At 59.6% G+C, this 13948-nt stretch carries 14 protein-coding genes; 7 read left to right on the top strand and 7 right to left on the bottom strand.

What is annotated here, in order from left to right:
* Nucleotides 1-39 precede the first annotated feature (39 nt).
* A protein-coding gene (locus tag AC3FLX_RS33355) for an IS3 family transposase (RefSeq protein ID WP_488696234.1) occupies nt 40-1127 on the bottom strand; the annotation gives its coding sequence in 2 pieces (ribosomal slippage) (nt 40-875 and nt 875-1127; 1089 coding nt in all).
* A gap of 550 nt (nt 1128-1677) precedes the next feature.
* Between AC3FLX_RS33355 and AC3FLX_RS33350 the strand changes: the two genes are divergently transcribed.
* Genes AC3FLX_RS33350 through AC3FLX_RS33330 form a run of 5 tightly spaced genes read left to right on the top strand, consistent with a single transcriptional unit; the run spans nt 1678 to nt 4677 of the window.
* On the top strand, nt 1678-2577 hold the full coding sequence (locus AC3FLX_RS33350; RefSeq protein WP_488701557.1) for a phage Gp37/Gp68 family protein: 900 nt from the start codon (nt 1678-1680) through the stop codon (nt 2575-2577).
* A gap of 42 nt (nt 2578-2619) precedes the next feature.
* Entirely contained in the window at nt 2620-2784 is a 165-nt protein-coding gene (locus tag AC3FLX_RS33345; RefSeq protein WP_488701556.1) for a hypothetical protein, read from the top strand.
* 24 nt (nt 2785-2808) lie between these two features.
* Entirely contained in the window at nt 2809-3081 is a 273-nt protein-coding gene (locus AC3FLX_RS33340) for a hypothetical protein (protein WP_488701555.1), read from the top strand.
* A gap of 56 nt (nt 3082-3137) precedes the next feature.
* Nucleotides 3138-3728, top strand: a complete 591-nt coding sequence (locus AC3FLX_RS33335; protein ID WP_488701554.1) for a hypothetical protein — start codon at nt 3138-3140, stop codon at nt 3726-3728.
* Between the two features lie 52 nt (nt 3729-3780).
* The gene (locus AC3FLX_RS33330; protein WP_488701553.1) at nt 3781-4677 is read left to right on the top strand and encodes a DNA/RNA non-specific endonuclease; all 897 of its coding nucleotides are present in this window, start codon (nt 3781-3783) and stop codon (nt 4675-4677) included.
* 541 nt (nt 4678-5218) lie between these two features.
* Here the strand turns inward: AC3FLX_RS33330 and AC3FLX_RS33325 are convergent.
* The 3 genes from AC3FLX_RS33325 to AC3FLX_RS33315 form a co-directional block, all read right to left on the bottom strand.
* On the bottom strand, nt 5219-5509 hold the full coding sequence (locus AC3FLX_RS33325) for an HU family DNA-binding protein (RefSeq protein WP_488701552.1): 291 nt from the start codon (nt 5507-5509) through the stop codon (nt 5219-5221).
* Nucleotides 5510-5650: 141 nt separating this feature from the next.
* Nucleotides 5651-6217, bottom strand: a complete 567-nt coding sequence (locus tag AC3FLX_RS33320; protein ID WP_488701551.1) for a hypothetical protein — start codon at nt 6215-6217, stop codon at nt 5651-5653.
* A 76-nt stretch (nt 6218-6293) separates the two neighbouring features.
* Complete coding sequence (locus AC3FLX_RS33315) at nt 6294-7448, bottom strand: integrase domain-containing protein (protein WP_488701550.1); 1155 nt, start codon at nt 7446-7448, stop codon at nt 6294-6296.
* Nucleotides 7449-8466: 1018 nt separating this feature from the next.
* Here AC3FLX_RS33315 and AC3FLX_RS33310 point away from each other — a divergent pair.
* The gene (locus AC3FLX_RS33310; protein WP_488701549.1) at nt 8467-9585 is read left to right on the top strand and encodes a PRTRC system protein D; all 1119 of its coding nucleotides are present in this window, start codon (nt 8467-8469) and stop codon (nt 9583-9585) included.
* Between the two features lie 13 nt (nt 9586-9598).
* Nucleotides 9599-10078 carry a hypothetical protein gene (locus AC3FLX_RS33305; RefSeq protein ID WP_488701548.1) on the top strand — a complete coding sequence of 160 codons (480 nt, stop codon included), beginning with the start codon at nt 9599-9601 and terminating at the stop codon, nt 10076-10078.
* A gap of 263 nt (nt 10079-10341) precedes the next feature.
* On the opposite strand, the gene AC3FLX_RS33300 is transcribed toward AC3FLX_RS33305, so the two are convergent.
* The 3 genes from AC3FLX_RS33300 to ltrA all read right to left on the bottom strand — a co-directional run bounded on the left by AC3FLX_RS33300 (nt 10342) and on the right by ltrA (nt 13277).
* Complete coding sequence (locus tag AC3FLX_RS33300; RefSeq protein ID WP_488701547.1) at nt 10342-10554, bottom strand: hypothetical protein; 213 nt, start codon at nt 10552-10554, stop codon at nt 10342-10344.
* A 79-nt stretch (nt 10555-10633) separates the two neighbouring features.
* A complete protein-coding gene (locus AC3FLX_RS33295; RefSeq protein WP_488701558.1) occupies nt 10634-11704 on the bottom strand; it encodes a DUF7146 domain-containing protein in 1071 nt (356 codons plus the stop codon).
* A gap of 334 nt (nt 11705-12038) precedes the next feature.
* Nucleotides 12039-13277 (bottom strand): group II intron reverse transcriptase/maturase, encoded by a 1239-nt coding sequence (gene ltrA, locus AC3FLX_RS33290; RefSeq protein WP_488696759.1) that lies wholly within the window; start codon nt 13275-13277, stop codon nt 12039-12041.
* Nucleotides 13278-13948 lie beyond the last annotated feature (671 nt).

Here is a 13948-nt window from a genome sequence, read left to right as displayed (position 1 = left end):
GGTATTCCCCCCATTTCTAGCGGTCGCTGGAAGTAGAGGCTAGGCCATGATGGCCGATCGTTGTTTCGGGGTAATGCCACCGAGCGCCATATTGGGGCGTTCGTGATTGTAAGACCATAGCCATTTTGTCGCGTAGTCCTGGACTTCGGCGACGGTCTCGAACAGGTAATGCGCCAGCCAGTCATACCGCACAGTCCGGTTGTACCGCTCGATATAGGCGTTCTGTTGAGGCTTGCCTGGCTGGATGAACTGCAACCTGATTCCCCGCTTGCGGGCCCAGTTCTTCAATGCTTCGCTGACATACTCCGGGCCGTTGTCACACCGAATCGCCTGCGGCGGCCCTCGCCACTCGATGACCTGATCCAGAGCGCGGATCACTCGCGGTGATGGCAGCGAGAAGTCCACGTCGATGCACAGGCCTTCCCGGTTGAAGTCGTCGATGACATTGAACAGCCGAATGCTGCGGCCGTCGGCCAACTGGTCGTGCATGAAGTCCATCGACCAGCTTTCATTCAACGTCAATGGCACCGCCAACGGTTCGGGCTGCTCACGCACCAGCCGCTTGCGGGGCTTGATGCGCAGGTTCAACTCCAACTGCCGGTAGATACGATAGACGCGTTTGTGATTCCAGCCAAAGCCTTTGACGTTGCGCAGGTACAGGAAGCACAGACCGAACCCCCAGTTGCGCTGGTTGTGGGTCAGCTTGACCAGCCAATCGGCGATGACGTCATTCTCCGTCGAGCTCTTGGCCTGATACCGATAGCACGTCTCGCTCACGCCAAAGGCAGCGCAGGCCGTCTTGACCGTCAGGGCGCGTTCTCGCACGGCACGCATGGCCATCTCACGTCGGTGAGATGGCCTTACCACTTTTTTTCGATGGCTTCCTTCAGGACATCGGCCTTCAGGCGTTCCTCGGCATACATCTTCTTGAGGCGGGCGTTCTCGGCTTCCAATTCCTTCATCCGTGTCATCAGCGCCGCATCCATGCCGCCATATTTGGCCCGCCATTTGTAAAAGCTAGCGTTGCTCATGCCGTGCTCCCGGCATAGCTCCGGAACCGGTGTGCCGGCTTCGGCCTGCTTCAAGATGGCGATGATCTGGCTGTCCGTGAATCGGGAGGTCTTCATGCAAATTTCCTAAGGTACCGCTGATAGAAAATTCTACTTCCCGCGACGCTTACTTTACGGGGGGAATACCCAATGAAGTAGGCACGCAACGCTTCTTTGCCGTTGCATCCCGACCGCGAACGACATTCAACGGAGGTGGTTTCAACGGCCGCTAGGGACTGCGCAGCCGGCATTCCAGTGTCTGTGGTGCTGGAATGTGGCTGTCCGTTTATGGCCGGACCCAGCCACCTGGCCAGCAGTCAGTGAATGACTGTCATGGCCTGCGGCGCAGGGCTACTACCTCGCCCCTAGAGGGATTTTGATCCAGCGGACACAATTCATGCGCCGCTCAAAGCAACCCCTCGGTTGAAATCGTCCTCCAACGTCCGCGACGACGCACAGCCGTCTCGGCTGAAGCTAGCACCGGAAACTATCACGAGCGGGCCAAGATCATCGAGCGCCTGTATGCATTCGCCACGACCGGTGCCGAAGTTCATTGTCCTCAATTTCAATGCGCAACACGCGATACGCTGATCAGTGCCCAAAGCCCCTGGGTGACAGCGACTTCTCAATGCGCAACAACAAGGTTTCATTAGATAATTTTTGGGAAGGATGCCAGAAGGTCGGACCCGGCTGCGACCACTGCTACGCCGAAGCTCGCAATGCGAGATTCGGTGGCGGGCATGCCTCAAACTGGGGGCCCGGTGCACCGCGTCGCCGCACCTCCCCTGCCAATTGGCGAAAGATGCTCCGTTGGAACGCCGCACATGCTGCTTTCGCGGCGATTCACGGTCGCCGGCAGCGCGTGTTCTGCTCAAGTCTGGCCGACGTATTCGACAACGAGGTGCCAATCGAATGGTTTATCGACATGCTCGACGTCTGGCGGCAGACGCCGAACCTCGACAAGCTCGTGTTGACCAAACGCATAGGCAACGCCACGAAAAGGCTGGGCGAGGCCTTCAACACGCTGTTGCAGCGCGACGACTGCGCCGACAACCCGCTCGTACCTTGGCTGGCCACCTGGATCGCTGGCAACGCCCCAGCCGATGTCTGGTTGGGCGCAACGATCGTGAATCAGACCGAGGCCGACCGCGACATTCCGAAGCTGCTGCGCGTGCCGGCGAAGATCCGCTTTCTCTCGATGGAACCACTGCTCGGGCACGTCGACGTGTTCTCCACGATGACTGGTGAGCTGCTCCACACATCCGGCAACGACTACAACCCCGGCGCCATCGACTGGATCATTGCCGGCGGCGAGTCCGGCCCGGGCGCACGGCCCACGCACCCCGCATGGCTGCGCGGCCTACGCGACCAGTGCGCAGCTGGCGGCATCCCCTTCATCATGAAGCAGTGGGGCGAATGGCACACTGCTGCCGTATTGACCACGACCGGCGAGGCTGTCTTCCGGACATTCGAAACGTTCGATCAATGGGTCAACAAGGCCTCGACCTGGATCGCTGGCGGCATCTGAATCGACCGTCACGGCCAGCATCTCACCAACGGAGATGATTTCATGCGAGCGCGGGACGACGGCCGATTCCCTGTAACCGTCATGCATCGGGTTGGCAAGAAGGCTGCTGGCCGTCTGCTTGATGGCATCTTGCACGACGCATATCCCGCGACATCGCTCCACGTGGTCGACGGTGGACTGGGCCAGTTGGTCCACAGCGTCGTCTGAAGCTCTACCTCAACACCAATACCAATGCAGCACTACGACAACGAAGAACGAGAGTATCCCGAGCCTGAAACCATCCTCGCCATCCGCGGCGCCATCGTCACCGGCCAGACGGGCGGCCCGATCGGGCCGACTGGCCATTGGCTGAACGAGTTCTGGCAAATCGGCGCGGCCCTGCGCGACCACGCTGAGATGCTGCAAGGATTTCAAGGTACGGCCACGCGAGAGATTCTCTGCACAACTAGCGAATACCTGGCCGTCGACAGGCCGATCATCGAACAGTCCACCAGCCAGTTCTGACTGGCCTGGGCCGCGGGCAGGCATAATCCCGGGATTTTCAGCAACGGATCCTTGCCATGCCCAGCGGCCTCCTCCAATGCGCCCACTGCGACGGCGCCCCCCTCTACATTGCCGGCCGGCTGCAGGCAGTCATTGTTTGTGAGGAATGCGGCATGTCGACGCCTCCGATCCAGCTCGATGGCGCCAGCAAGGACGCGGCCTTCCCCCAGCTCAGCGCCATCTGGAACAATCGCGTCGAGCACCGGCCCGCCGATGAGCAAGCCATATCGATGACCGCCCGCCGCGCGCTGACCGTCTCTGACATCCCGTATTTCCTAAACCTGGTCGCCTCCACTACAACCGACTGGGAGGCAAACGGCCCGAAATTCGCCGCTATGGCCGCTGCCCTCGCCCAGCCTGGGTATGAATTCAAGCACGTGGACCCACCCGAAACCGTGGTGTCTCAGGCCGCGCGCTATCAGAAGTTGCTGAAACGGGCGAAGATCATCTATATAGACGGCGCACCAATGGTCCGCTTCGAGCCAGTGCCAGCACTATGCGTGGAGATTGCAGAAGAAGCGTTGGCCGACAAGGAATGGCCGCTGTTGGATCTCCACGAGTTCATCGGCAAGGCCATCGATGGCGTGCCGGATCACTGGCAACCTTGACTTCGCGTTGGGGATGGCAAGCTGAAGTGGTCACTATCTCGGACCTTCAGCCATGACTCGCCACTTCGCAGTTGCACTCACCCTCGCGCTCGTCGCAGCCACAGCCAGTGCGAAAGAACCCGCAGAATGCGCCCACGTGCTGGGCGCCGGCCAACCAGCACTTAGCCAACCGGCAGGCAGGACCCAGCTGCTCTGCTACCGTGCCTACGCCGTCCTCTACTCGGCCCAGACTCGCACCGCGCTATGGTCGGCCGAGCGACTCACGAAGGAGGCCGTTGATGCCGCGCGCTCGCTGCCGCGCGACAGCGATTTCTACGAGGAGGAGCGCCTTCCGGCTGCCGACCGCGCACGCCTGCAGGACTTCAGCCGATCCGGAATGGACCGCGGGCACCTTGCGCCAAGTGGGGACTTCGCAGACAAGGCATCGCAAGCGGAGAGCTTCAGCCTGGCCAACGTTGTTCCGCAGAACAGCGTCTCCAACCGTCGCACCTGGAGCCACATCGAGACGTCGACACGCCGGCTGGCTCGCCAGTACGTCGCTATCCAGGTCGTCACTGGTCCGGCATTCTCGAAGAACAGCGCGACCCTCAACGGCCGTGTTCGAATTCCCGACTTCCTATGGAAGGCCATCTATGTGCCTGGTGTTGGCGCCGCCGCCTACGTTGTCCGCAACGATGCGACGCCAGCCTACAGCGCGATCAGCATCGACGAGCTGACTCACTTCGCTGGTATCGATCCGTATCCGACGCTGACTCACGCGCAGCGAGCTACGGCAATCGATCTGCCGGCGCCGACCCCGCGTCCCGGGGAGAAAGCGGCCCGCCGCGTTGCCTTTGCATGGTTAGCGTCTGGCGAAGCCCTTGGGGAGAAATCCGCGACCCACTCTATCAACCGCCTCGTCGGCGATGCCGGCGCGCTGGCCACGCTGCTGCTTGCCTACGCCCGATAGGGGACAACTGTCAGGAAGGAACATGTTCCTTTCAAAAACGACGAAAGGCACGCCGGGAGACGTGCCTTTCGTGGTCAAACGGTCTCAGTTGCTCATCAGGTGCTGCGCCGCAAGCAACCACGCTTCAGTTTCTGTCGGCGCAAAGGGAATGGCCGCAGCCTTTGATGCGAATGGCGAATTGGCAGGCACCGACACGAACCACTTTCCCCTGTCACAGTCCGGGATGGGCATACAGTTGGTGTCCGTGTCGTACAAATTCCCGACCTGGTAAACCGTCACGCCCTGTTTGCAAAGGTCATGAATCAATCTGCGTTGCGGCGACAGTATTCGGTGTGCTCGCTCGGCTTCTTGTTCGAGAAAGCACTCGTAGCTCTCCCTCTCCTCATTATCCGACACGCACCGGCCGCACGTTGCTTGACCTGGCGCCCAAAAATCGTTGTTGCAGCAATCGCATGTCGGCATCGTAGTGCCCTATAGTTCGCAGACTTCGGCAGCAATCTGCTCCACGGACATGTAGGGCGGCGCGCAAACTGCCGCAACGTTATCCACGCACGGCTCCGTTGACGGCGTCCTTGAATCGCTGGCCAGCCTTGAACTTCACCGTCTTGGCGGCCTGAACAGTGATTTCCTCGCCGGTGCGTGGGTTGCGCGCAGTGCGCTCTGCTCGCTCGCCTTTGCTGAAAGCGCCGAAGCCGACCAATGTGAGCGTCTCGCCCTGGGCCACGGCATCCATGATGGCGGCCAAGGTTGCGTTCAACGCCTGCTCGGCCTTTGTCTTGGACAGTCCCTCGACGCCAGCGGCGATCGCGTCAATTAGTTCAGATTTCGTCATACTTTTCTCCGTACAGGTCTTGAAAACTCTAATTCAATCATGTCCACATCCGCAACTTGCCCAGAATGACGGTGCAAATCCGCGAGCTTTCCAGATTTTTTGTCAGGCCTTGGTCGGCAAAAGCACCACCAAAAGCGAAAATCAAATGGGCAACGAACGGACCGGTAGCTCGGCAAAGTCCCTGAGCCCTTCAAGATAAGCCCCTCCTTCGCACGCCGTGCTAAGGTGCGTGATGTCGGCGCGCATGAGCGCCACACTGAGCGCCTCGCCCAGGCGTGCGCTTCTCTGACGAGCAGCGACCGGTAAGACAGACGATATGCAAAAAATCCGGCCCGGCGGCGGATCGTCCTCGTGAACACGCCAATCAGCCTTGCAGAGTATTGGACGCGCGAGCCGAACGAAGTGCATCGAAACTAGGTCGCTGAGATACGTGCCAACGGATGCACCGTTACCCCAAAACTGACCCAGATCGAAGAATGGGTTGCACGCCAAGTAACCTTCAACACCGATCTCGAGCGTCGTAAGGTCGTCGTCGAATGTATGGAGCACCAACCATCCCCAATCCGTCCGAAGACCGCGCCGACGGACAGGCTTCGCTCCGCCACCGAGCACCCGCAACCAGGGCCATTCCGCAGTCACGCTCGACGCAAGACCATTTGCCAGAATCCGACGAATGGCCTTGTCGGAATACACCTTGTCTACATACATTTGTCTTGAAACAAGCTACAAAAGTGTCGTGTTATCGAGGAAATAGGGTGAGCATGCTCATACCACAACCTCGTAACTACGACTCCGCTTTAGCCAGCATTCGATACAGCTTTGCGCGCGAGATACCGAGGCTGCGTGCCGCCACGGCTTTGTTGCCGTCGGCTGCAGAAAGGGCTGCATTAATATCGGCCAAAGTCGGCTCTTGCTTACTGATCGACTGCTGGGTGGAATAAGTGGAGAGGTAGGCGTTGGCCTTCGTCGCACGACTGTGGCCTGCCGCCTCGACCACCTTGCGCAGTGCCTCCCGGTGCGCCTCGACGTCCTTCACCTTCCCGGCACCCTTCACGGCAGCCGCCTGGCCACTATGGCGCTGGTACATTTGCTGCAGGAATTGATGGCGCAAGCCGTGTGCCGTCACCCCAACGCCATCTTTCGTGACCCCGTGCTTCTCCAGCACGGTATAGAACCGGCGGCGCCACTGGTTCTGCGTGTATGTCGCCGGGATCAATGTGCCTTTGCCCGGATTGGCACCCTTGGCCAGGCGGGCGGCTTGTCCCAGCAATTCGTACTGCCAGTCAAACTCGATAGGCACTCGGCGCGGCCGACCTCCCTTCGTCCCATCGTGCACATGCAGCATGCCGGACGGCAGAACATCCAGCGCCGCTCGCAGGCGCCAACTCTCCTTTGCGCGCAATCCAAATCCGGCTTCGAGTTTCAGCTGCAGCGCAACGTGCGCATCCGTCTTGGCGATCGCCGCAATCAGTTCTGCGGCATCGATGCCCTTCCCATCCCAAGAGCGGTCTTCCCTGGCGACGTAGCTGCGGACGTAGCCCGCCGGCCGCACCACATAATCGTCGATTCGACCCACCATGTTTGCCTTGCCCATCCACGACATGAAGGCACGTAAGTGCGTCAGCCGCAGTTCCACCGTCCCCACATTCAGCTTCCGCTCTTCCACCCAGTGGCGGACCAGCCATCTGATGTGCTTTTGCCTGATGGCATAGGGCGACGTCACAGCCATACCGCCAACGCGCCGCAGCTCCACCATCATCGCCAGCAGCGCCTGCATCCGCTGCCGCTGAGACATCTGCGATAGCGATCGACCGCTCACGCGGGTGCCGCTGTGGGGAAGGTGAAGGTGCTCGGCCGCCAGGACGGCGAATTCCGCCTTGAACCGCTCGGGGAGGTTGTACTGCTCCAGGATCGGGCGCAGGTTGATCGTCTTGCTCATGTTCGTCTCGCCGTAGTGCTGCGCGCACGCAGCCGCGGGCCGTGCCTGTCCCGCACAGCCCATCGCAGGACAGCACCGACCCCGATTCGGACCTGTCCCATTCGGTGCGCCGGGGTACCACCCCCAGCTTGCCGGCCCATCCAGCCGGTCCTGCCACTACTCTCCCGGTCCTTTAGCGATGCCAAACCGATCAGCCCTGAGCATGGAAGCAATGCATCGTGACTGTCCGCTTATGCGAACACGCAGGGCTCGCGCCTTGCGCGCCGCTTGCGCGGCTACCCTATCCGGTGCATCTGCTGATGCCGGCCTGCGTTCGTGAGGATTGCGTCCACACGCCTGCGGCCGATGCCGTGATGGGTAATTACCTGTTGCGCCGTTCTGGTACCGGTAGCGCCCCCCGGATCGATATCTGCTCAGAAGCCTGCGTTCACCGTCTCTCGGTACGCAAAGCAGCTCCCCACCCCAAAGTCAGATCATCCCCGCCGCGGTGTGTCGGGCTTCGTGATCTGCACCCAGCCACGTGGCTGTAAGGGTGTCGGGCATAAGCGGAAATTCCACAGAGCACCTGTCCGGTGTCCGGCTTCGGAATTGTCCGCACTACGGTCTATTTTCACAAACAGACCGCTAATCGGCTTGGTCTCGCGGTGTCCGGTGTCCTCACTATCCGACACGGTCCACTTGATTTGATTGAAAAAAATGCCGGTTCAATTTCCGGCGTGAACAGCGGGCCTCGCAGTGACCCTTCACCAGGAAGAATCGGAGGTCATATGTGCCGCGCAGTTGGCGGCGAGGTCGATGCGTCGGGGACGCGGTAAGAGTCCACAGGATAGCTGATCGCCATCGGAACCGACAACAGAAACACGCGCGAAATTTCGAGGTTTCGAAGACTTGACTTCCAATTTGCGTCGGTAGAGTTGGAGACGTAGGCAGGCAGTTCGAGGACCATTCGGTGACTATCTGTCACTTGCTCACCGAAACTCACCGCTCGGAGTGTCAGCCCCTATCAGATAGAGGACGAATGTCCCCCAATCTGGCAGTTGCTGGTGCTGCCCAAGACGGGCCGACCCTTCCAACAACCATCGCAACAACATCGGGAGCAATTACCGTGCAACATCAAATCGGCGAATCGAAAGTGGTCAAGGCAGCAACCCTCGCAGTCGACGTCGGCTACGGGAACACCAAATCGGCGTTCGCAGTCGGATCGGAGATCAGGACCGCGATGTTTCCTTCTCTCGCACCGCAAGCGGCCACGACAAGCCTGACACCCGAAAGCGGCCCGTTCCAGGCGCGGCAGGTGATCAATGTCGTGGTCGACGGTGCCCGTTACGAGGTAGGCCCTGGTGTCTCCATCAGTGGTGCTTACACAACCGGCCGCGCACTCGCCGAGGACTACGTCACGACGCCCAACTATGCGGCACTACTGGCAGGAGCCCTCTTCTACTCCGGCGCGGCCGAGATCGATCGACTGGTTCTTGGTCTGCCCGTACACAACACGCAGAAGTATGCAGGCTACTTGCGCGACCGCTTCAGTGGCCGGCATGATTTCGGTTGGGGTGCCATCGAGGTGCATTCCGTGCTGCCCCTGCCTCAGCCGCTCGGCACGCTCCTCACGTATATGCAGCAGATCGGCAAGCAGTACGATCCCCACAATTCGTACCTGGTCATCGATGTCGGCTACTTCACTACCGACTGGATTGTCGCCAAGGGCTACACGATGGATGACACGCGTAGCGGCGGCGTCCCGGGCGGTGCCGCCCGCGTCTATCAGCAAATCGCCAGCCTCATCTCCTCTCAGTTCGGCCAGCCGTTCGACGCCATTGAGCGCGTCGACGCGTCGCTGCGCAGCACTGGCTCGCTTCTGTTCTATAGGAATGAGCTCGACCTGAAGAGCCAGTATCTCCCTGAGGCGATGGCCGTGACGCAGCAATCGATCAAGGAACTGCAATCGCGCGTGGGACGTACCGACGACATCCGCGCGATCATTCTCACCGGCGGCGGTGCCGCGCTCTACGCGCCCACGATCCGCGCCGCCTTCCCGTTGAACGACATTCACATGATGGATTCGCCCTGTTTCGCGAACGTCCGCGGCTTCTACACGATCGGCGCCGCACGCAACGCCAGCAAGGCCGCAGCCTAATCGGGGAGGCGACATGGAAAAGCTGGAGATCAAGCTCACGCTGACGGCAGATTCCACGCCGGAATTGCTGCGCTACCTGCGCGGTATCTCCAGCGCGCGGGATCGGGCTTTCATCCTGAAGCGGCTTGCAACGGTCGGCCTGGCCACCGTCACCGCTGGCACCGCAGGCATTGACGCAATACTGTTAGCGCCGCAGCCATTGGCCAGTGCCACGGTCACGGGTCTAGCCGACGCGATCAGCAAGGTGACGTCTGCGGTTCCGTCATCTGGGCCGCCTGAAGTTGCGGAATTTGCAGCGGCACCGATCCCCGCCCCGGCCCCCGTTCCTGCGCTGACTGCACCTTCACCGGCGCCGGCGTCGGCACCGGCGATCGCGCCGGTGTTGCTACCAGCCCATCAGGAATTCAATCCGATGCCTGCCGCGGATGTTGCGACCGGCTTTGAGTTTTTGGATCTGGATGCGTTGAATGCAGCAACGGCGCAGTTTGCGTAGCACCAACGACTTGACTCTTTGAGAGTCAAACTAAACTTATCACCAAACAACTCTGAGGAGCCACCATGTTCGATTACCTTTCCACCACCGCAGACGTGAACCGCTTCGTCTTCTACGTCGCCATCGGATTCTGCGTCTTGCAGGCGGCCATCGAAGTCTATAAGGCCTATCGGACGCCGAGCTGATACGAATCAGCCGCCCAAAAGCAAAAAGGCCCAGCTTTGAGAGCTGGGCCTTTTTGTTTAAGAGGAGGTTCGGCGCGCTTAGTGGAGCGTGCCATGTGCAAGGCAGAAGTCCGCCGCTGAATCGAACGAGAGATTGCGCTCGAGCAACGTCAGATCGCCGGAGGATTCCTTACGGTAGACGTGGAAGAACTGCGCCTCCGACTTAATGGCGTGAACATCTCGCGTCGGCGTGCTACGCATCGCCTGGATGTGCAACTTGTTCACAATTGCGGTAAAACCCTTTTGCGGCATTTTGATTACTCCTGAGAGCCTGCCACACAGGAGTTCCGCCCAGTGGGACGGACCCACAGGGCAGAAGTTGAAGACAAAGTTAGGCGGCTACCGCCCGGTTCGACATCTGGCGCAGCTGGTAGACAGTGCGCCATTCATCGCAGAAATCAGTGCCTCGGACCTTGGGCCGGTGAAGCACCACCTTGAAGCCAGCTTGTCGCAAGCGCTTTTGAAGCGCCAGCGCATCGGCTACGCCGGGCGATTTGCCCGTTTTCTCGTCAACAGCGTCGAAGTCCGCAAAGATGTGGACGGTCTCGATACCAATGCCGTCAGGTACAACGAACTGGCTGAGCAGCACACGATTCAGGCAGTACCAGGTCGGCACGCCAAACTGCATGTACGCGGCATAGGCCGTTTCCAGCCCTTCGGCAATACCTAGCTCGCCATTACGCGGCGCCATCAATCGCACTGCACCGCCGGCCGGCGGAAGCGCCGACACATCGTTACGCTTTGAGGGGAGAATTTCCCCATCTGCGCTGATCACTGTCGCCTTCTCGGGACGACGGGGATCCAACGATGTCCGATGCACGGTTGCCATGCGGCCGTCGGGCAGCGTGAACTGCGCGACGATCGTCGGAAATTGCCCGACCAACTTCTTGTCGTGCCAGTACTCCTGCACGGCCAATCTCAACGACTGGGGCCGAGGCGCACGCAGCCCAGGAACGCGGGCGGCCAGGTACTGCATTGCGTGGTCGCCCGGAGACAGGCACGAAGCGGCAGCCCACTGCTGCTCGATCCGGCGCAGCTTCGCCGCCGAATCAAGCGGCTTACGCGTCGGCGCGGGTCGGACAGTCAGTTGCAATGGCGCCGGCGGCGCCGCACCATTGAGCCGACACTTCAACTCGAAGTAGGACATGTTGGTGTAGCGGCGGACCAGTTCGAGACCGTCGCCACCACTAGGACTACCGTCATTGCATTTGCGACACACCCAATCTCCGCGTTCGCGGTTACGGGTGTAGGTGAACCGATCTTTACCTCCGCATATGGGGCAAGGGCAAGGGCGGCCGCTCCAGAACGCATCCGTCAGGACGCCTGCTGGCAAATACTCCGCAATGAAGGCATCCCACTGACGGGATTCCCAACTCGCAACAATCACGCTCAGATCTTTCAGTTTCATGGGATGACTCCTTGTGGGAGTGGTGAGTCGATGCCTGAGACAGGCGAAGGAACGCTTGCTCAAAGGACATCCCGGCGTGCGGCCAGAAGGTCGTTTCAGCATGGCGAAGATCAGGGAAAGGCAGAGAGTGGCGCGAGGCCGGAGAAGAGGAATTGCCCCCGCGAGAATCGCGGGAGGCATATTCAGAAATTTCCGCTCAAGTTTCGACTAGATTAGAACGGTCGTAGAGTAGGCCTCTGGTTTGAAGTCATCTCCCCAGCGGCCTCTCGTCAAACCGTGCGTGCAGTTTTCCCGCACACGGCTTTCCGACTGCCTTCTTCCTGCAGCGTTACAACGGCATAGGGCGGGCGTACCGGCTTGATTCATCTCCGGTTACCGAGAGGGCGTACAGCTTGAATAGCCCGTGGTAATCGTAGAACCATGACGGCGGGTGGTCCCTCCACCCCTTAGCACGCTTCTTATGCTTCTTCCTCAGCATGATGCAGAGCGTCCAAGTCGTGTAATTTGCGATGCTCAAGAAGTGCTTCCTTGAGTTGCCCGTCTTGAAGTAGTTGCCCCAACCTCGCAGAATCGGATTGACCTTTTCCTTAATGAGCTGCGGCAGATGCCAGTGCTGCCCTGAGCGGACAACCTCCCGAATCTTCTTCTTGACCGACTTCATCGCCTTGGGCGACGGGTAGTAGTAGGTTTTCGGCTCGCCCGTCCGCTTCGACGGTTGGGCCGCAAACCGATGACCGAGGAAGTCAAACGGCTCTTCCTTGGCATTCACTATCCGCGTTTTCTGTGCATTAAGCGTCAGACCGAGACGATCCAACACCTTCTTGGCCTGTTCCAGATAGAACCCCGGGCGCTCGTTGCACAGAATTACGAAGTCATCCGCGTATCGCACGATGTGAGCATCGTGCGGCCGTTTGCCGAATGCCTTCCTCTCCCAGGTGTGATCCAGCCAATGTAGATAAAGATTCGCAAGGAGAGGAGAGATCACCCCTCCCTGCGGCGTGCCAGTCGTTTCCGTCCAGACGCGCATATCCTCCATTACCCCGGCTTTAAGCCACAGCTCAATCAGCTTTACAACTGACCGATCTATGACCTTGGATCGCACCGACAGCAGTAGCTTGTCGTGCGGAATCGTGTCGAAATACGCCTTCAGATCCGCGTCAACAACCCAGTGGCATTTGAAGTTCAGCCACTTATAGACCTCCCGCAGCGCCTGTTGAGCGCTCTTACGTGGCCGGAAGCCATACGAGAAGTCCTTGAAGCCCGCCTCGAAAACTGGCTCGATAACGAGTTTCACCGCTGCCTGCACTACACGATCAGCAATGACAGGAATGCCGAGCGGCCTTTGCGTTCCATCGGACTTCGGGATATACACCCGTCGGACCGGCAGAGGCTTGTACCGCCTAGCTATGAGCCGAGATCGGATCTCTTCCAAGAACGAGCCAAGACCGATTTCGCCTTCAATCACTTCGAAGGTTTGCCGATCGATGCCGGGGGCACCCTTATTGGCTTTCACTTGTTCGTAGGCCGACCATAGCACGTCGCTTTGACACACCTTGTCGTACAGCACTCCAAATTTCCGCATCGGATTCGTCTTGGCTGCCAGGTATAGCTTCCGTTGCAGTACTCGCACACTTTCTAGCGGCGTGTTTCTAGCTTTCGCAATCACGCAGTGCATCCTACAAAAGAGAACGTGACAGAAGCAGAGGCCCTTCCCTCCGACGAGGTTATGTTGTCCTCGCCATCAGCAGTACTATGGCCTCCTCCGACTCCTCTATCCCGCATTTCTTCGAATTTCGGCGGTTACCTTATATCGTCAATTACGCGGCGGGTTAGACCGCGACGGGTAGAGGTCTCGTTCGTTCCGCTCAGTGCTATGTATGCATCCCATCCTCAATACCCCGAGTTCCTGTCATGGCTTCAAGTGGTTAGTTGATCCACCATGACGCGCTGGCCTTCGCCCCCGTTCTAGAGGCTCGGCGGAACCACCCTACACCACACTCTCCCAGCACAACCGTGTGGCTGACATTTACGAGGCTTGTTCAGGTTCACTTTCGTTACGGGCTGCATACTTGCGCGCTCCCACGGACTGGGTCTGGGGACACGTTTGTCCGGCGTTGCTCCCATGTTTTCGGTCGCCCTCCACATGTACGCCATCGCTACGCAGTCAAACTAACCAACTACTGCGGCAGGACTCGCACCTGCAAGACACTGAGCAGCTTAGCGAACCGCTCAGAACGG

This window comes from Cupriavidus sp. 291-E7 (assembly GCF_057798835.1).
The sequence above is the reverse complement of the archived record's forward strand: the minus strand, read 5'-3'. Positions and strand labels throughout refer to the sequence as shown.

Coding starts and splice junctions, on each gene's coding strand:
- AC3FLX_RS33350 (WP_488701557.1), top strand. CDS start 1,678: ATGCGCAACAACAAGGTTTCATTAGATAATTTTTGGGAAGGATGCCAG.
- AC3FLX_RS33345 (WP_488701556.1), top strand. CDS start 2,620: ATGCGAGCGCGGGACGACGGCCGATTCCCTGTAACCGTCATGCATCGG.
- AC3FLX_RS33340 (WP_488701555.1), top strand. CDS start 2,809: ATGCAGCACTACGACAACGAAGAACGAGAGTATCCCGAGCCTGAAACC.
- AC3FLX_RS33335 (WP_488701554.1), top strand. CDS start 3,138: ATGCCCAGCGGCCTCCTCCAATGCGCCCACTGCGACGGCGCCCCCCTC.
- AC3FLX_RS33330 (WP_488701553.1), top strand. CDS start 3,781: ATGACTCGCCACTTCGCAGTTGCACTCACCCTCGCGCTCGTCGCAGCC.
- AC3FLX_RS33325 (WP_488701552.1), bottom strand. CDS start 5,509: ATGACGAAATCTGAACTAATTGACGCGATCGCCGCTGGCGTCGAGGGA.
- AC3FLX_RS33320 (WP_488701551.1), bottom strand. CDS start 6,217: ATGTATGTAGACAAGGTGTATTCCGACAAGGCCATTCGTCGGATTCTG.
- AC3FLX_RS33315 (WP_488701550.1), bottom strand. CDS start 7,448: ATGAGCAAGACGATCAACCTGCGCCCGATCCTGGAGCAGTACAACCTC.
- AC3FLX_RS33310 (WP_488701549.1), top strand. CDS start 8,467: ATGTCCCCCAATCTGGCAGTTGCTGGTGCTGCCCAAGACGGGCCGACC.
- AC3FLX_RS33305 (WP_488701548.1), top strand. CDS start 9,599: ATGGAAAAGCTGGAGATCAAGCTCACGCTGACGGCAGATTCCACGCCG.
- AC3FLX_RS33300 (WP_488701547.1), bottom strand. CDS start 10,554: ATGCCGCAAAAGGGTTTTACCGCAATTGTGAACAAGTTGCACATCCAG.